Origin of the sequence: Klebsiella sp. BIGb0149 (assembly GCF_004362605.1) — a bacterium.
Classification (GTDB): domain Bacteria; phylum Pseudomonadota; class Gammaproteobacteria; order Enterobacterales; family Enterobacteriaceae; genus Klebsiella; species Klebsiella terrigena.
Genome location: NZ_SNYG01000001.1, coordinates 1,102,949 through 1,119,382 on the forward strand (window position 1 = coordinate 1,102,949; position 16,434 = coordinate 1,119,382).

At 57.4% G+C, this 16,434-nt stretch carries 14 protein-coding genes; 4 read left to right on the forward strand and 10 right to left on the reverse strand.

Annotation, left to right across the window (positions count from 1 at the left end; all coding sequences use genetic code 11):
• Window positions 1-13: 13 nt before the first annotated feature.
• Window positions 14-1,240: an ester cyclase gene (locus EDF75_RS05295; RefSeq protein ID WP_166646123.1), complete on the reverse strand. Its 1,227-nt coding sequence runs from the start codon at window positions 1,238-1,240 to the stop codon at window positions 14-16.
• 523 nt (window positions 1,241-1,763) lie between these two features.
• Between EDF75_RS05295 and EDF75_RS05300 the strand changes: the two genes are divergently transcribed.
• Window positions 1,764-3,014, forward strand: a complete 1,251-nt coding sequence (locus EDF75_RS05300; protein WP_347876907.1) for an MFS transporter — start codon at window positions 1,764-1,766, stop codon at window positions 3,012-3,014.
• A gap of 60 nt (window positions 3,015-3,074) precedes the next feature.
• Here the strand turns inward: EDF75_RS05300 and EDF75_RS05305 are convergent, their stop codons facing one another.
• Window positions 3,075-3,860, reverse strand: coding sequence for a DeoR/GlpR family DNA-binding transcription regulator (locus EDF75_RS05305; protein ID WP_076945252.1), 786 nt, complete (start codon window positions 3,858-3,860; stop codon window positions 3,075-3,077).
• Window positions 3,861-4,130: 270 nt separating this feature from the next.
• On the opposite strand from EDF75_RS05305, the gene EDF75_RS05310 reads away from it, so the two are divergent.
• Genes EDF75_RS05310 through EDF75_RS05320 form a run of 3 tightly spaced genes read left to right on the forward strand, consistent with a single transcriptional unit; the run spans window position 4,131 to window position 7,217 of the window.
• Window positions 4,131-5,573: an FGGY-family carbohydrate kinase gene (locus EDF75_RS05310; protein WP_133597567.1), complete on the forward strand. Its 1,443-nt coding sequence runs from the start codon at window positions 4,131-4,133 to the stop codon at window positions 5,571-5,573.
• A gap of 11 nt (window positions 5,574-5,584) precedes the next feature.
• Window positions 5,585-6,811 (forward strand): ethanolamine utilization protein EutH, encoded by a 1,227-nt coding sequence (eutH, locus tag EDF75_RS05315; protein ID WP_133597568.1) that lies wholly within the window; start codon window positions 5,585-5,587, stop codon window positions 6,809-6,811.
• A 43-nt stretch (window positions 6,812-6,854) separates the two neighbouring features.
• A complete protein-coding gene (locus tag EDF75_RS05320; RefSeq protein WP_133597570.1) occupies window positions 6,855-7,217 on the forward strand; it encodes a DUF1937 family protein in 363 nt (120 codons plus the stop codon).
• Window positions 7,218-7,492: 275 nt separating this feature from the next.
• Here the strand turns inward: EDF75_RS05320 and EDF75_RS05325 are convergent, their stop codons facing one another.
• The 8 genes from EDF75_RS05325 to hisD form a co-directional block, all read right to left on the reverse strand.
• Complete coding sequence (locus EDF75_RS05325) at window positions 7,493-8,704, reverse strand: FAD-dependent oxidoreductase (protein ID WP_133597572.1); 1,212 nt, start codon at window positions 8,702-8,704, stop codon at window positions 7,493-7,495.
• A complete protein-coding gene (locus EDF75_RS05330) occupies window positions 8,701-10,098 on the reverse strand; it encodes an NAD(P)/FAD-dependent oxidoreductase (protein WP_241721733.1) in 1,398 nt (465 codons plus the stop codon). Before EDF75_RS05330 ends, EDF75_RS05325 begins: the two co-directional genes overlap by 4 nt.
• A gap of 222 nt (window positions 10,099-10,320) precedes the next feature.
• A complete protein-coding gene (locus tag EDF75_RS05335; RefSeq protein ID WP_133597576.1) occupies window positions 10,321-11,505 on the reverse strand; it encodes a cupin domain-containing protein in 1,185 nt (394 codons plus the stop codon).
• Window positions 11,506-11,515: 10 nt separating this feature from the next.
• Entirely contained in the window at window positions 11,516-12,298 is a 783-nt protein-coding gene (locus EDF75_RS05340; protein ID WP_133597578.1) for an HpcH/HpaI aldolase family protein, read from the reverse strand.
• A complete protein-coding gene (locus EDF75_RS05345) occupies window positions 12,280-13,020 on the reverse strand; it encodes an alpha/beta fold hydrolase (RefSeq protein ID WP_133597580.1) in 741 nt (246 codons plus the stop codon). Before EDF75_RS05345 ends, EDF75_RS05340 begins: the two co-directional genes overlap by 19 nt.
• Complete coding sequence (locus tag EDF75_RS05350; protein ID WP_133597582.1) at window positions 13,017-14,219, reverse strand: MFS transporter; 1,203 nt, start codon at window positions 14,217-14,219, stop codon at window positions 13,017-13,019. The genes EDF75_RS05345 and EDF75_RS05350 overlap by 4 nt, the downstream gene beginning before the upstream one ends.
• A gap of 14 nt (window positions 14,220-14,233) precedes the next feature.
• Entirely contained in the window at window positions 14,234-14,998 is a 765-nt protein-coding gene (locus EDF75_RS05355; RefSeq protein WP_133597584.1) for an SDR family NAD(P)-dependent oxidoreductase, read from the reverse strand.
• 10 nt (window positions 14,999-15,008) lie between these two features.
• Window positions 15,009-16,316, reverse strand: coding sequence for a histidinol dehydrogenase (gene hisD, locus EDF75_RS05360; protein WP_133597586.1), 1,308 nt, complete (start codon window positions 16,314-16,316; stop codon window positions 15,009-15,011).
• Window positions 16,317-16,434 lie beyond the last annotated feature (118 nt).

A 16,434-nucleotide genomic window follows, 5' to 3' on the forward strand; every position in this document is an offset into this window, starting at 1 on the left:
TTTAAGATAAAGATCAGGAAACGAGCTGAGTAATCACGCCAAACTCGTTAAAGATTGACCACTCTTGCTGAATGATATTGTCCTGAATGCGGTACTGGCTGATCCCGACCAGATGGACCTCTTTACCGGTTGGCTTACCGTAAATACCGTGACCCAGGTGGGTACCCTGCGCGCTCCAGCGAACGGAAACCAGATATCCGCTTTGATCGTTACCCATCCAGTAAACATCATCTACGGAGAACGTCAGGTCCGGGAACATCGCGAGCAGAGAGAGGATCCACGATTTGTAGTTACCAAGGCCTTGATATACGCGCTCCGTCGGTCCCTGATAGGCGATGTTGGGTGAACAGAAATCCGTCAGGGAGCGCAGCATTCTGCGATTCCACACGTTCTGATAGAACGCATTGATAAAGGCGCGGACGTCCAGCTTATTCCCCTGCGGTAAAGGCAGCAGGGCCGGCTTGCCCTGGCCCGGCACGCGGAAAGGCTCGCTTGAAACGAAATCGCGCGCCAGCGGGTTTTCGCCATGCCTGGTCATCATGTCGCGGGCAACGTCAAATACGTTAAGACCGAGCTGCTGGATCAGGCTCGCCGTGTTATGCAGCACGTGTTCATAGAATATCTCGTTTTCCAACATCACGCAGTTCGCAATACACATGAAGCGGACGGGCCTGTTCGTCGGTGCGCCGAACTCGCTGAAGCCGGTATTGGTTCCCATGATGTAGCTACGGTGGGAGGAGTGGAATCCCACGTTCTCATCGCCGGCCCAAATCACCTCATCCCCCAGAATGCGGATATCAGGATAAGCGTTCAGCGTGCGCGCCGTGCCGGCCACGACGCGATCGCGACCGACGTGCAGTCCCACATCATCCCACACGTTACAGTCGTGGCTGTAGGTATCGTAGATATAGCCGATATCTCCCTCTTCCCAGATGCGGTGGGTGATGCGGATGATGTAATCAATGATATTGACGTACTCTTTGTCAAAACCGCGCATCGGATGGCGGTGCAGGTGAGACGGGGTCTGGGCGAGGAATTTGTCCGTCCCGCCTCGCTTATAGCTGTCCCATGAGATAGTGAAATCTGCCGGCATGTGCTGTTCGTCGAGCTGACGCGGCAGGCGGTTTAATGAAACCGGCACCGTCTTCTTATCTTTCTGATTTTCATTGCTATTCTCGGCCTTTACTTCTGACGCAGCTTTATTGTCGCTAATATCATTGACGATCTGTGGTTTGTTCATCATGCCCTCTGTATGCGGTTTAGCTTTATTTAATGTGTTATTTCAATGAATTAATTAATCACGCTGGCCGATTGGCCTATAACTCCACGCTGACTTGTTGTTGTCTTGGTGTTGTTTATGTAAAATCTTTTACGTTAAAAACAACTAAAAGCAACATAAATGTCACAGGCTAGATTGTTTTAGTGATCGTGCTCACACTAAAAGGCTAAATCCGTTCCGCCAACCGCAATCTCTAAGCGCGTGAGAGGCTGACTTTATCGCTGAGATGTGACTTGTGTGTTGTTTTTATGTTGTTTTGTGCGTTTATATTGGTTGTTATTGTGTTGTTTTGATGTGTACACTGAAAGCAGAAGGTCGGCCCGCAGCGGTGACGGACCTCCTGCTCGCACGGAGTCGAGCGCGGCTAATAACGGGTAGGGATGAGCGAGAAAAAATGAAGGCGAGCGGTATGAGTAATATCAATTAAATATTTATCATCTACCTGCGGCGCGAATGCAGCGTGACGTGTAATAAATTCGTTCTTATGACTGTAATAACAAACCAGGACGCGAATATGTTTAAACAATTATTCACCCGGCGGGAAATTTTCCTCTTTTTTATTATGAGCCTGCTGTTTTTTATTTGTATTAATGGCTATGACGCGTTTCTCGCGTCATATATGGTGCAACACGATATTCCCCCTGAGATTGTCGGGCTGATTATGGGCGCGACGGGGCTGGCTACGGTATTACTGCGTTTTCCGTTAAGCGTTATATCCGGAACGCTGCATAACAGGAAAATATTTATCCAGATCAGCCTCCTGTTACCGATGGTGATGTGGCCTGTGGCCTATTTTCATACCAACGATATCACGCTGTATATTGCCAAAACCTCTTCAGGCATCGCGTCGGCAACGTGGGTACTCTACAACATCATGTTTATCCGCTACTTCAGTAAGAACGAAGCGCCGGCCGCCGTGGCGTTACTGGCCCTCGCAAGTCCGGTTGGCGTCTTCCTGGGTAACACGCTGTGCGGCATTATTGTGCAGAATTTCCCGCCGAACCTGGGCTTCTTGATCCCCAGCGCGGCGGCGTTAGCCGCGTTATTTATCTCCTTATTCCTGCAGGAACATGTTGAAACTCCGGTAAAATCGCGGCTCAACGACTGTTTTAAAAGCGCATGGGGGCAGCTGACGGACCGCACTATCTGGTTTGTCGGGATCCTGTGCGCCATCGTCCTCCTCGTGCCCTTTGCCACCCGCGATACCCTGACGCCTATCTATATGCTGAGGCTGGGAAATACGGGCATGCTGATCGCGGTGCTAAGCAACCTGCATCTGCTGTTTTATGCGCTCGCCGTTGCGCTGTGCAGCGCCGTCTTTTATCCGCGGCTGGGGCTGGTGAAAACCGCCGTCATTGGATCGCTGCTCCAGGCGATTGCTGCCCTGGGTATTCCGTTGACGCAAAACTACATGGTGATTTCGGCCTTTCAGGCGCTGGCGGGCTTTTCGTTCGGCATGGCCTTCGCCGTCATGATGTCGCTCAGCGTGGTAAACACCACCCCTGAAGAACAAACCGCGCGGATGGGCCTGTTCCAGACTATCTATTCCACCGGGATGTTCTGGGGGCCGGTGCTGATGGGGATTATGTTGAAATACTTCACGATGCAGGCCGGCTATATGCTGATCGCCGCTCTGTCGTCCGCTGCCGCGCTGCTTATTGCGCTGGCGGCTAAGCTGGTGCAGCAACGAACGCCGCGCTGTAGCCTGCCAATCTCGGTGGGAAAACGCGCTTAACGTAAACGGCCGTGGTAAGGAGTACCGCGGCCTGCGTGCTCAAACGCGGTGACAGCGGGATTACTCCCGCTCAGCTTTGGCGAATGTGACCTGAACATTGTCCGGGAATTTGCTTTTTTTCGCCTGAGAGCCGTCATTAGTGGTAAAGAGGTAATGGATTTTGTCCCACTCGCAAACGAGGGTGGTCGCGTGATTTTGCAGCTTGTGGCCATCGGCGAGAACCACCGTACGGCTGCTGTTTTCAATCATCTGGCGGGCAATGGTCGCTTCGTTAATATCCTGGTCCATCACCCCGACGGCGGTATGCACCGCGCCGGCGCCGATGACCGCATAATCCACAAAGAAGCGCTTAATATTATCGAGGGCAATGGCGCCGACGCACTCAAATTTTGAACTGATAAACTCGCCGCCAATCAGGATCGTTTTTATCGAATCATTTTCATGCAGCACGTTAGCAATCAGCGGTGAATTAGTGATGACGGTTAGATCGTTTATTTCAGCTAACTGGCGGGTAAACTCCAGAGTGGTGGTACCAAAGTCGATAAACAGCGAATCTCCGGGCTTAAACAGTTTTACCGCGCTGCGCGCAATGGCCTTTTTTTCACTCGCCGCAATCTTCGCCCGCTCATTAAACTCCATTTCGAAGCCAAACTGGCTGCTGACGGCTCCGCCGTGGATTTTTTTAATCAGGCGCTGCTCTTCGAGCTTATTCAAATCGCGGCGAATGGTTTCCTGAGAGACCTGAAATATGTCAGCAAGCTCATTCACAGAAACCTGACCATTATTTTTAAGTTTCTCCAGAATGATGGTTCTTCTGTCTGCCGAACTGACGATTTCAGTATTCATTGATTTTCCCTGATCGTTTTATTTTGATTCAAAAGGGCATCATACAAGCCCTGTATATTTTCCCGACGCGCAATTATACATTACCAGCATAAACGCCTACATCATTTTATGTAACACCCGTCCGGCCGAGAGCAAATTAAAACGAGATCTCAGTCACAAATCCCTGGCGATTGATGCCTTTTTGTGTTGTGTATTTGTGGATTTTATGTAAATCTCACACTAAATACACATGTAAACAACAATTAAATCACACCTGCAAGTGAGCCGATTATGTTGAACCAACGCTATGCCGCTATCGATCAGGGAACGACGGGAACACGGGTGGTGGTCTTTTCAGAAGATGGAAAGCACCACTCGCCAGCGAGCGTTCCCCACAAGCAGATTACGCCTAACCCGGGTTGGGTTGAGCACGATCCGCTGGAGATCCTGCGCAATATCCGCAATTGTCTGGGAAGCTGTAATGCCGTTGACGCCATCGGCCTGGCTCATCAGGGGGAGAGCGTCGTTGCCTGGGATGTACGCAGCGGGCTGCCGCTCTATAACGCCATTATCTGGCAGGATCAGCGGACTGAAAACGTGGTTCGCGCGCTGAAGCTGGATGGCGTCGAAGAGATGGTTAAGGCCCGAACCGGCCTGCCTCTTGATACCTATTTCTCGGCCACGAAATTAGGCTGGATCATGCGCAACGTGCCGGGCGCAGATACGCTGGCAAAGCAGGGGCGCCTGCGTCTCGGCACGATGGATTCCTTTTTCCTGTTCCACCTTTGCGGCGTGCACGCAACGGACTATAACTCGGCCTCACGCACTTCGCTGTTTAATATCCACACGCTGGAGTGGGATGAAGAGCTGTGCCGCCTGTTTGGCGTGCCGGTCAATGCGCTACCGGCGGTTAAGGATAACGTCGGTCATTTTGGCGACGTCATGCTGGACGGCAACGCGGTGCCGCTTACGGCCTGTATCGTAGACCAGTTTGCCGGGACCTACGGGCACGGCTGCCTGTCGGCAGGGCAGATGAAAATTACCTTCGGCACCGGAGCCTTCCTGCAGTCTATCGCAGGTCATACGATACCCGATCCACTGGACTCCGGCCTTTTGCCCACCCTGTGCTGGAAAATGCCTGGAGAGACGCCGGTCTACGGGCTCGACGGCGGCGTGTACAATGCCGCCTCTGCGATTAACTGGGCGCGCAAAATCGGCCTGTTTACCGATATCGAAGAGTTCAGCGATTTCCCCACCCAGTCGGCGATTGCGCGGGGTCTGGCCTTTGTACCCGCCCTGTCCGGATTAGGTTGCCCGTACTGGGACCGCTCTGCCGCAGGGCTGTGGGCCGGCCTGTCGCTCGAAACGGAGCGCAAGGATATGCTGCAATCTATTCTGGAAGGGATCGCGGTACGTTCGGCCGAGGTCATTGCCGCTATGGCAAAGGTCGGGACCGTCGGTGAATCCATTTCTGTTGATGGCGGGCTGGCCGCCAATCACTATTTCAAGCAGTTCCTCGCTAACCTGCTACAAAAGAATATTGTGACCCCCAGCAATAAAGAGATGACGGCCCAGGGTATTGCAATGCTGGCTCGTAAGGGTTTAGGCGTCGATCGCGAGTTAAAGATTAACCATCAACGGGAAGTGATTACACCCTCGGAAAATAACCTCGCGGATCTGTTCTTACGCTATCAGGACATTATCTCCCGCGCCCGCAATTTACGCCCTGAATAAGAGATTTGTTTATGTCAGAAATTGGCAATGCGATCGTTTACATTATTATGGCGGGTACGCTGTTAGGGGCTTTAGCCTCGATTATCCGTCCTGAAAGCGGCCTCGGGCGTGAATTTGTAAACGGTATTCACTCCATCGGCCCGGTTTTTCTGGCGCAGGCGGGTATTATGGCCGCGCTTCCTCTGTTAACCCATGCGATTTTGCAAACCGTCGGGCCGCTGTTTCAGGCAATGGGCTCCAACGCGGCCGTGGCGGCGCTGTCGGTGATTGCGGTCGATATGGGGGGCTATCAGCTGGCTGACGCGCTATCCGCGAACCGCGATATGTGGATAACCGCTATGCTCGTCGGCTATACCTCCGGCGCGAGCATCGTTTATCTCATTCCCGTGGGGCTGGTCATGCTCAACAAAGCTGACCATAAATACCTTGCGCTAGGGGCTATGGCCGGGCTTGTCAGCATTCCTTTTGGCGTGCTGGTTTCGCTGCTGGCCATCACGCTATATCACGTGCCGGTCCGGGAAATGATTTCCACAACCTCTCCCGCCAACTACATGCTCAGCATCGACCTGCTCTCCGCGCTAAAGCTCCTGGCGCCGCTGTTCGCCTTTTGTTTTATCCTTGCTATCGGCCTGAAGTATCGGCCATTGATTATGGTCAGCGCTTTTCTGATATTTGGGAAACTCATGGACGCTTTTATTAAAATTGTCCTCGCGCTGAGCATTATTGAACATTTTACCGGCGTATTTACCCGACTTTTTGGCGGCTGGATTTTCGACCCGCTGTTTGCCGATGAGAAAAGCCTGTACCGCGCTATCGAAATAGCGGGATATATTGGCATTATGCTGGCAGGGACCTTCCCGATCTGCTTTCTTTTCCAAAAGTATTGCCAGGGATTTATGCGCTATATCGGCAAAAAGCTTTCCCTGACCGAGACCGGCGCGCTGGGACTGGTGATGGTGCTGGCTAATATCATCGCGGTGTACCATTTATTTCGTAATATGCGCGCCAGAGACAAAGTGCTGTGTATCGCCTTTGGTATCTGCGCTCAGGCCACCCTGGGTGACCACCTGGCGTTCACCGCCAACTTCCAGCCCTCGCTGGTTATTCCAATTATGGCCGGTAAGTTTATTGCCGGAATCTTAGCCATTGCTATCGCGATGGTTATTTCGGTGCCCGCGGCAGAAAAGCTGGAGGCACAAGCGCCGGCGACCGCCGCAGGTAAAAAATTAATCGCCTGATGCCATCCTATATTCCCCCCTGTAAATATGGAGAGTACCCGTAATGAGAAAGATTTTTCTGGCCTGTCCCTATAGCCACGTCGACGAAGCGGTCGTCAACCAGCGCTTTAATTCATGTAATCAGGTCGCGGCGGCGATTATTGAGTCCGGCAATCTTGTTTTTAGTCAGGTGACGCTATCGCACCCCATCAATCAGGTCATGCGACACACTGCGAAGCAGGATATTGGTAAACGCTGGGCGCCGGTGGATGCATTTTTTATGGGCGTCGTGGATGAGCTGATTATTGTTGACCTGCCGGGCTGGGATAAAAGCATCGGTATTCAGCGGGAAATCGAGTTTTTTGAACAGCGGGGGCAGAGGGTAAGCCTATGGTCAGAGGTCGAGGACGAGTTTATCGCCAGCTAAAATAGCCTGCGGCGCGGCGGCTATCACCCGCTGCGCTTATTGTCAGTATCGCGCCCGATAATCGGGTAAAGGGGAAGCGTCGTCTTCCCCTTTGTCATCTCTGCGGTTGACGAAGCTAGAGCGTTTGTTCCCTTTGAACCCTCGTTCGGCGGCAGGCGGAATTTCCCTGGAGAAGAGGGCGGCAGAGTCGTTGCAAAAGATGGCCGGGCGTGTCGACAGGGGAGAATGCCTGCCGGCACTATTGGCGGCAGGCAGCGGAGTCGATCTTAAGGACGTTAGCGCGTTTCGATAGCGATATGCAGGACGCTTTGCGCCGTGACGCCGCTCATATCAATATCCTTGAGCAGGATCCGGCGTTCTGGCATGCAGCGGCGGCGGCGGCGGTAGAGCTCTTTATCGCCGTCGCGTACCACGACATCGCCAACGATAGGGCGCTGTACGCGGATATTCACCGTGGTTCTGGCATCGGCCCCATCGAGACGAACGATGCTGGGCGCTGAGATGCGGATGCTGTCGTCATGCTGGAGAGAAATAAAGGCGACGTCGGCAACCTCGGACCGCAGCACCCGTGCCAGGGTTTGACCGATACGCAGCCCTTCCTGATAGCACTGGTCGCCCATATCGGCCGGGTGGGTCATGTTACCCACGGCATAATATTGTGGGTCGGAGCAGGCGCCGTGTTGGTCAAATAGCGGACGCCCGGTGCCAAAGTCCGCAGCCAGATGGCTTTTACGTATCAGGGTATATTCCCCGGTGAACCGGCCGGTAAAAATCACGCTATCGCAGGGTATGACTCTCTCTACCCCGTTGCCGATCGTTTCGACCGCCGCAACGCGTTCGCTGCCGGTGATTCTGGATACGTGGCTGTTGAAGTAGACCGGAACCTGCAAGAGTTTGGCAAAGAGCAGGCAGCAGCGCCAGGCCGTAGGGCGCGGGCCCTCTTCAATCATCGCCACCGCCCGAATGCCCGCGCTTCTGAGGGTCCAGATGGCGGAAAAGCTGACTAGCTCCGTTCCGACGATGACCGAGCGGTTTCCCGGCTTCAGCCCGCGCAGATAGACAAACTGCTGTAGCGCCCCGGCGGTCAGCACGCCCTGCGGCCGGACGCCGCTCACCAGCCGCGGGTGGCGAGGGGTCTCCCTGACGCCGGTGGCCAGCACGATTTTCCGCGCCCGTAGCGTTTCCATGCCGCTATCCGACGAGACTTCGATCTGCCCGTTCGGTAGCAGCGCGGTGACGGTAGTTGCCGTGCGGATAGGGTAGTGGACGTAGCTCAGGAGCTTTTCCGCCCAGGTGTGCCCCTTCATCGGCCGCCAAAAGGTCAGCAGGCCAAAGGTGGGATGGCGGCAGTGTTTGGGAACGCCCCCCGGCTGATTTTCACGTTCGATCAGCAGAACGTCCTTCACGCCGGCTTCCTGCAGGGCGCGCGCAACGCCCAGTCCCGCCGGTCCGGCGCCAATGATGATGACATCGTACAGCTTGCTCATTTTATCTGTCCCGTGATCAACGTATTGCTAAAGCGATCGCCGACAATTTCGGCAACGTGGTTGCTACAGAAAAATCCGTTGCAGCGCCCCATCATGACGCGGGTCCGCCGCCGCAGCCCTCCGATGCAGCCCGGCGGAACGGCGGAATCAAACGCCGCCTCCAGCTCCCGCCGCGTGACCCATTCGCAATGGCATACCACGCCGCCGTTACCCGGGCAGGTATAGTCGCGCGGCTCATAGTCCGACAGCATCGGCATCTGCGGCCACTCCAGGCGCTCGGGCGGCGCGTGCTCGAACAGGGTCGCAAAGTCCTGGAGATAGAGCGCTTCCAGGTAACCGGCGATACCGAGCGCGGCGGTAAGACCGGTAGAACGAATACCGCCGACTGTTATCCACTGTTTCTCAGGGTAAGGGTAAATTCGGTACTCTTTTGACTCGGTTGCAGGGCGTAAACCGGCGTAGGTGGCGGTCACCGTGTAGTCGGCTAAGGAGGGTAAAATGCGCTCACCCTGAGCAATCAAAGACTGCAATACCGCCTCGTTGACTTCGGCGCAATCGCGATCGGTCTGCTCTTCGGCCGTCGGGCCTAAAAGTAGATTGCCGAAAATGGTTTTTGACAGCAGCACGCCTTTACTGCGCGCGGTGGGAACCGGCAGAATAATCGCGTTGATTTGCGCCGAGGCCGGTTTATCAAATACCAGGAACTGGCCTTTACGCGGTCTGATCTCAAATTCCGGGGTACGCCATAAAGCATCGATACGATCGCCATGGTTTCCCGCACAGTTGACCGTCAGTGCGGCCCGATAAACTCCCGCGGAAGTCTGGATTGACCAGCGGCCGTGATTAAATTCGGCACCGGTCACTTCGCAGTTAAAGCGGTACTGCCCGCCGTGTTTAACCCCCTGCGTCAGATAGGCCAGCGGGCTGCTCCAGGGGTCAATAATACCTTCGCCCGGAACCAGAACTCCGCCTAGCGCGCCGGTGGCCAACTGCGGCTCGCGCCGGTAGATCTCTTCCGGTGAAATTTGCACGACGTCCTGCACCCCGTTCTGGTGCGCCTGAGCGACGATTCCCGGTAGCGCCTCCAGCTGCTCCTGATTCCAGGCGACGACAATAGCCCCGGTTTCCTGCAGCGGAAGATTCATTTTCTGGTGAATGGCTTTGTATTCGCTATATCCCGCCTGCATGCAGGCCAGCTCCAGGCTGTCCGGAGGCGCGTCAAAGCCGGTATGCAGAATGGCGCTGTTTGCCTTGCTGGCGCCCGAAAGAATATCGCCGCCTTTCTCGAGTAGTAGCGTACGCGCGCCCATCAGGGTGAAGCGGCGAAAGACCGCGCAGCCAATAACGCCGCCGCCAATAATGACGACATCAAAATCGTGAGTCTTCTGCTCCATAGAAATTTTGCCTGTGCTGGAATGATGCCTAATGTCACCATAAAGCAACATCAAAAACAACACATAAAAAGAAAAAACAACACCAAAACCACATAATGAGATGAGCAGACAAATAAAAAGCCATCTGATTGCTCAGATGGCTTTGCGGGAAGTGGGATTTTGGCGCCGTTTTCAGCCTGCGGTTAGCGGTTAGCGGCCAGCGGCGCAAGCATCGCGGGCGCGCTACTCCCCGAGACGATTCTGGTAGGCGCGCTGCACGCGGGGGTAAACCCTGCGCGCCGTCAGCGGAAGGAGGTCGGCGGCGGCGAGGTAGCCGTCGGGATCCACAGCCCAGCCCTGCTGCTCGGCGGCGGCAACGATCTCTTCGTCCCAGTAGAGGGTTTTACGCTCGTCGCCGCGGGTGGTTAAGGTCACTTCGCAGACGCCGTCCAGCGCGCGGTACTGCCGCCAGCAGTTTTCCGGGATAGAGATAACCGAGCGCTCGGGCGCGGTTATCACCACCTCTTCGCCCCGCTGGTTAAAGGTGACCTCCAGGGTGCCTTTAAACACCATAATGACCTGCACCTGCTCGCAGCGGTGGCGGCCCATTTTGCCGCCCGCCGGCAGCTTCAGCCACTCCACGGAGAAACCATGCGGGCGGATGATTTTCGCCCGGCTGCTGCGGTCCTGGCTTATTCCAAAGCCAATCACCGGGGCAATTTCGGCGCCGTGGCCGGGGATGGCCGCGTCGAGTAACCCCTGCGTCGACCACTCGCGCTGCTCGCCCGTCACCGCAAACTCGGCCATCTGCTGCGGGGTGTAGTGCGTCAACGCATCGATGTCGGCCTGGGAAATCTCGGGCATCAGCGCCGACTCATCGGGAACGGCGTCTCCCTTTTCGGTATCAATCAGCATATTGTCACGGCTGAGGTACAGGCCGTACTCCTTCGCCGCCTGCATCACCGAAGGGTGCCAGATAATGCCGCCGGTGTTGTCCCCGCCGAGAACGGTGAATACCCAGCCGCTGGTGTCCGTAGGAGAGGCGTTGGTAAAGCCACGGAAGATCCACGTCGGGATCGACAAAATCGCCGGGGCGCTGAAGGTCGCTTCATTTTCACCGTTTGCCCCCCAGCGAAAACGCCAGCTTCCTTCATGGATAAGGAATACCTCGGCGGTGAAGTGAAGGTGCAGGTTATTGGTGACCCCCTTCGGCATGGCGGCGGCGCCGATGTTAAATCCGTGCGGCAGCGGAATATTGATTACCTGCTCGCTCGACTGGGTCACGCCGGGGCCGATAAACGAGTAGTTCTGCTTGAGGTGGGAACCGGGCAGCTTACAGTCGATAAAGGCCACGCTGCACGACACCATATCCGCCGGGGTGACCAGGCGCTGACGCGCTTCTTCATGTGTTAACACGGTATTTTTCATAAGGTCTCCATTAATAACCTGAACCCGAACGGGCGGGGGGAACTTCGCCGCGGGATTGCGCAACCGCATCACGTCCGGCCTGAGAGAGCTGCATAACGTCGTTGGCGGGGGTCACCATCGTAAAGCCCTGGGCGATGCGCGCCGCCGCCGCCGGGCCCGAGGTGCAGAATATTCCGGCGATTTTATTGGCCGCTTTGGTATGGGCCAGCACGCGATCGATCGCCGCCAGCATCTCCGGGTGCTGAGACTCCGCGCTGGCGGTGCCGGTCAGAGTCAGGGAGAGGTCGTTAGGGCCGATGAAGATGCCGTCGAGGCCCTCGACGTCGAGAATGGCCTCGAGGTTTTTTAAGCCGTCGCGGGTTTCAATCATGGCCAGCGTCAGGATCTGCTCATTGGCGTGCTGGGGATAATCCTTGCCGCCGTAGAGCAGCGCACGCGCGGGGCCAAACGAGCGGTTGCCCAGCGGCGGATAGCGGCAGGCGGCCACGAAGCGGCGCGCTTCTTCAGCGCTGGATACCATCGGGCAAATGATGCCGTAAGCGCCGGCGTCAAGCAGCTGCATGATCAGCGCGCCGTCGTTATGCGACACCCGTGCGATAGGCGTGGCGGGAGTGGAGGAGAGCGCCTGCAGCATGCTCAGCGCCGAAGCGAAGTCAATCATGCCGTGCTGCATATCTACGGTGACGCAGTCATAGCCTTGATGGCCGACAATCTCGGCGCTGTAGCTACAGGGGAGGGCCAGCCAGCCGTTAACGATCGGCTGCTGGCGCTGTTTTAGCGGATTGAATCGCATACAAGAACCTCGTTTATCCATGAATGAAGCGCAGTTGCCGTCTCCTGCGCCGCCTCAAGCGGCACAAAGTGGCCTACGCAGGGCAATTCCTGCCAGCGGGCAGAAGGCGCCGCCAGCAGCGCCGCCCGGTGATGTTGCGCCGTACAAATAGGATCCTCCTCGCCGCTGAGGAGCAGGATCGGTACCCTGAGCCGGCTCAGGTCAGCGCGGCGATCGCGGCGGCCGATGGCGATTTCCGTTTGTCGGCAAAAGACGTCATGGCCGCAGGCGTCGGCCATGGCGATAATCTGCTGGCGCAGCGGCGTCTCATTCTGCCGCCGGCGTGCGACGTAGCGCGGCCACAGCTGCTGGGTAATAAACGCCGCGAAGCCGACGGCCCTGGCGTGCTCGACGGCCTGCCGCCGGCCCGCCGCGTTTTCCGCTTTGTCGGCCAGCGGGTTAACCGAAATCAGCGCCAGCCCGGCAATCCTCTCCGGCGCGATGGCCTGCATCTCCAGCGCGACGATCGCCCCCAGCGAGAATCCGGCCAGGCAGAAGCGCGGCGGTAATTGCGCCAGCAGGCGCTCGGCCGCGGCCGTGGACGAATCATCCGCCTGCAGGGTAAAACGCCGCGCGTCGCTAACGTCGAGCTGTTCCAGCACCGGCTGCCACAGCCGCTCATCGCAAAGCGTACCGCCGAGCAGGATGAGCGGTACGCTGGCGTTGTTAATTGGCCGCATCATACCGCCGGCACGCCTGCAGGCTGGGGCTCGCGACGGGCTTCAACCATGCGGATAACGTGGCGGATCAGGACGATGGAGACAATGGAGATAATGCCAACCACGAGGAACCCCTGCTTCATGGCAAAGTAGTATTTAATGTAGCCCACCAGCACCGGGCCAAAGAAGATGCCGGCGGAGTAGATGCTCTGGTAGAGACCCACGCGGGTGGACTGCTGCCACACCGGGGTATGGGTGACAATCAGGGAGTTAAGCACGGTAAAGATCATGCCGAATGCGGTGCCGGCGAGGGCCTGCAGGGCGAAGAGCACCATGATATTGGGGGCGTAGGGCATGGCGATGGCCACCACGCCCTGCAGGATGCCGCCGATAACCGCGGTTCTGGCGAGGCCGAGGCGACGATAGAACAGCGGGGCGCAGAGGGCGGTGGAGAGGGCATAGAAGAAGAGGTGAATGCTGCTCAGGGTGGCGAGCGAGCCGGCGGCCATGCCGAAGCCTTCGGCCAGCAGGGGCGTGAGGGTATCGCGGGTGGCGAAGGGGACCATCATTACCGCGGCGCAGAGTGCGCCGAGATACCAGACGGATTTATCGGTGAGCTGGCTGCGCACGGCGGATTGAGCCGCGTCCTCGCGGGCCTGCAGCGGGCGACGTTCCCGAATAAAGAAGGTCAGCACCAGCGCGAGGGTGGCGGCGGCGGAGGCGACGAGGAAGCTCGACTCGGGGCCAAAATGGCGGGCCATAAAGCCGGCGAGGGAGATGCCGATAAAGGTGCCGACGGGAGAGGTCACGCTGAGGAGTGCGACGGCGGCGGCGGCCTCAAGCGGGGGGAAGAAGGCGACGAACATGACGTTGTAAATCACCCAGGTGGCGCTGGTCACGCCGTCGGCGAGCTTGGCGATGAAGAGGGTCTCCGGGGTGGGGTGCAGGAAGACCACCGGCCAGGAGAGAATGGTGAAGAGGAGGCCAATCTGAATAATGCGCTTGCGGTTATGGAAGCGGTCAGAAAGGATGCCGGTGGGGAAACGGAGCAGCATGGAGGCGAGTCCGGTGGCGCCGATGATAATACCCATGGTTCTGGCCTCGACGTTGAGCGAGGTGATGTAGGGTGCCAGGAACGGGTCGAAGGCGTGAATGCTGACAAAAAAGAGCAGGCTGATAATAAAGAACAGCAGGACATCACGACGCAGTAATTGCAGGGACATAATAACCTCCAGATTCAGGATGCGGTCCAGCCGCCATCGACTAAAAGCGCGGTGCCGGTGATCAGCGCTGCCGCCTGTGATGCGAGAAACACCACCGGCCCCATCACATCTTCCAGCTGCCCTAAACGCCCGAGTTTGATATTGCTCAGCACCTGCTTATGGAATGCCGGGTCGGCAAGCGAGGTTTGCGAGAGTTCGGTGGCAATAAACGTCGGGCAGAGGGTGTTGACGCGGATCCCGCTGGGCCCAAGCTCAATGGCCATCGCCCGCGTCATGCCCTCGAGGGCAAACTTTGACGCGCAGTAGACGCTGCGCATCGGCCCGCCGACGTGGCCCATCTGGGATGAAATATGCACGATCGAGCCCTGAATACCGGCATCGATCATCCGCCGCACCACCTGCTGCGACACGAAGAAGGTGGCGCGAACGTTGATATCCATGACGGCGTCATAATTCTCCCGACTGACGTCGGTAAACGGCTGATGCCTGGCCAGGCCCGCGCTGTTGATCAGGATATCGAGCGCCGGGAGGCGCTCGATGGCCCGCTCTACCTCTGCGGATTGGGTGATATCAACCACCAGCGGGCTGAGCGTTAGCCCGGCCTCGCCGGCGGCGTCCACGGCCGCCTCAAGCTGCGCGCGGTCGCGCGCGGCAATCCATACTTCGGCGCCGGCCTCGGCCAGCGCCAGCCCGGCGGCAAAGCCGATGCCGCGCGAGCCTCCGGTGACCAGGGCGCGCTTGCCGTCCAGGCGAAAGCTGGGCGTTTTTGGCAAGGTCATATGCAGGTCCTTATTCAACAATTCCGGCGTAAGGGACGTCTCTGTGGCCGTAGCGACGGACGCGAATATTGGCCTGCTCGCCGTGGCCGGCGAATCCTTCGAGCGCGCAGAGGCGAGAGCAGTATTCGCCGACGTGGGCCGACGCTTCATCGGTCAGGACCTTTTGATAGGAGCAGGTCTTCAGGAATTTGCCGACCCACAGGCCGCCGGTATAGCGTGCTGCCTGGCGGGTGGGCAGCGTATGGTTGGTGCCGATGACCTTATCGCCGTAGGCGACGTTGGTGCGGGGCCCCAGGAACAGCGCGCCGAAGTTACGCAGATTCTGCAGGAACCAGTCAGGATTGCGGGTCATGACCTGGACGTGCTCGAAGGCCAGGCCATCGGCAATATCCCGCATCTCCTCGTCGCTTTCGGCGACGATCACTTCGCCAAACTTGTCCCACGCCTGGCGGGCGATGTGCGCGGTGGGCAGGACGGTCAGCAGACGCTCGATTTCGGCAAGGGTCTCTTTCGCCAGCGCTTCCGAAGTGGTCAGCAGGATGGCCGGCGAGTCAGGTCCGTGTTCGGCCTGGCCGAGCAGGTCGGTGGCGCAAAGCTCGCCGTCGACGCTGTCATCGGCAATCACCAACGTTTCGGTAGGACCGGCAAACAGGTCGATGCCAACGCGTCCGAAGAGCTGGCGCTTGGCTTCGGCGACAAAGGCGTTGCCCGGGCCAACCAGCATATCAACCGGCGCGATGGACTCCGTGCCGATAGCCATCGCCGCGACCGCCTGAATGCCGCCGAGGCAGTAGATTTCGTCGGCGCCCGCCATATGCTGCGCCACCACGATGGCCGGAGCCGGCTTGCCGTTGAAGGGCGGCGCGCAGGTGATAATGCGCGGCACGCCGGCGACTTTGGCCGTGATCACCGACATATGCGCGGAGGCTAAAAGAGGGTACTTGCCGCCGGGTACGTAGCAGCCGGCGGCGTTGACCGGGATGTTTTTGTGGCCAAGGATGACGCCGGGCAGGGTCTCCACCTCGATGTCCCGCATGCTATCGCGCTGATGGCGGGCAAAATTGCGCACCTGCTCCTGGGCGAAGGCGATATCGGCGATGTCGCGCTCTGAGAGCTGCTCATAGCAGGTGGCTATCTCCTCTACGCTCAGACGATAGCTGGCGCGATCGAGGTTATCAAAGCGGATGGAAAGCTCGCGCACCGCGGCATCTCCTCGTTCAGCGATATCGGCCAGGATACCTTCTACCGTTTCCCGGACCTGACGGTCGGCGATTTTGACGGCTTCCGCCTCTGCGCCCTGTTTCAGCCATTTAGCCATGATTGTTAACTCCCGATGATGTATTGTGTGCAGGTGAATTCGAATGCAAACATATTTATCGCGAATGAATCAGGAAGGAAATCATTAATGCATTCGAATGCAACGCAGATCGCAAAAA

Bases quoted from the DNA above. Each gene is read 5' to 3' on its own strand.
- EDF75_RS05295 (WP_166646123.1), bottom strand. From the start codon at position 1,240: ATGAACAAACCACAGATCGTCAATGATATTAGCGACAATAAAGCTGCG.
- EDF75_RS05300 (WP_347876907.1), top strand. From the start codon at position 1,764: ATGACTGTAATAACAAACCAGGACGCGAATATGTTTAAACAATTATTC.
- EDF75_RS05305 (WP_076945252.1), bottom strand. From the start codon at position 3,860: ATGAATACTGAAATCGTCAGTTCGGCAGACAGAAGAACCATCATTCTG.
- EDF75_RS05310 (WP_133597567.1), top strand. From the start codon at position 4,131: ATGTTGAACCAACGCTATGCCGCTATCGATCAGGGAACGACGGGAACA.
- eutH (WP_133597568.1), top strand. From the start codon at position 5,585: ATGTCAGAAATTGGCAATGCGATCGTTTACATTATTATGGCGGGTACG.
- EDF75_RS05320 (WP_133597570.1), top strand. From the start codon at position 6,855: ATGAGAAAGATTTTTCTGGCCTGTCCCTATAGCCACGTCGACGAAGCG.
- EDF75_RS05325 (WP_133597572.1), bottom strand. From the start codon at position 8,704: ATGAGCAAGCTGTACGATGTCATCATCATTGGCGCCGGACCGGCGGGA.
- EDF75_RS05330 (WP_241721733.1), bottom strand. From the start codon at position 10,098: ATGGAGCAGAAGACTCACGATTTTGATGTCGTCATTATTGGCGGCGGC.
- EDF75_RS05335 (WP_133597576.1), bottom strand. From the start codon at position 11,505: ATGAAAAATACCGTGTTAACACATGAAGAAGCGCGTCAGCGCCTGGTC.
- EDF75_RS05340 (WP_133597578.1), bottom strand. From the start codon at position 12,298: ATGCGATTCAATCCGCTAAAACAGCGCCAGCAGCCGATCGTTAACGGC.
- EDF75_RS05345 (WP_133597580.1), bottom strand. From the start codon at position 13,020: ATGATGCGGCCAATTAACAACGCCAGCGTACCGCTCATCCTGCTCGGC.
- EDF75_RS05350 (WP_133597582.1), bottom strand. From the start codon at position 14,219: ATGTCCCTGCAATTACTGCGTCGTGATGTCCTGCTGTTCTTTATTATC.
- EDF75_RS05355 (WP_133597584.1), bottom strand. From the start codon at position 14,998: ATGACCTTGCCAAAAACGCCCAGCTTTCGCCTGGACGGCAAGCGCGCC.
- hisD (WP_133597586.1), bottom strand. From the start codon at position 16,316: ATGGCTAAATGGCTGAAACAGGGCGCAGAGGCGGAAGCCGTCAAAATC.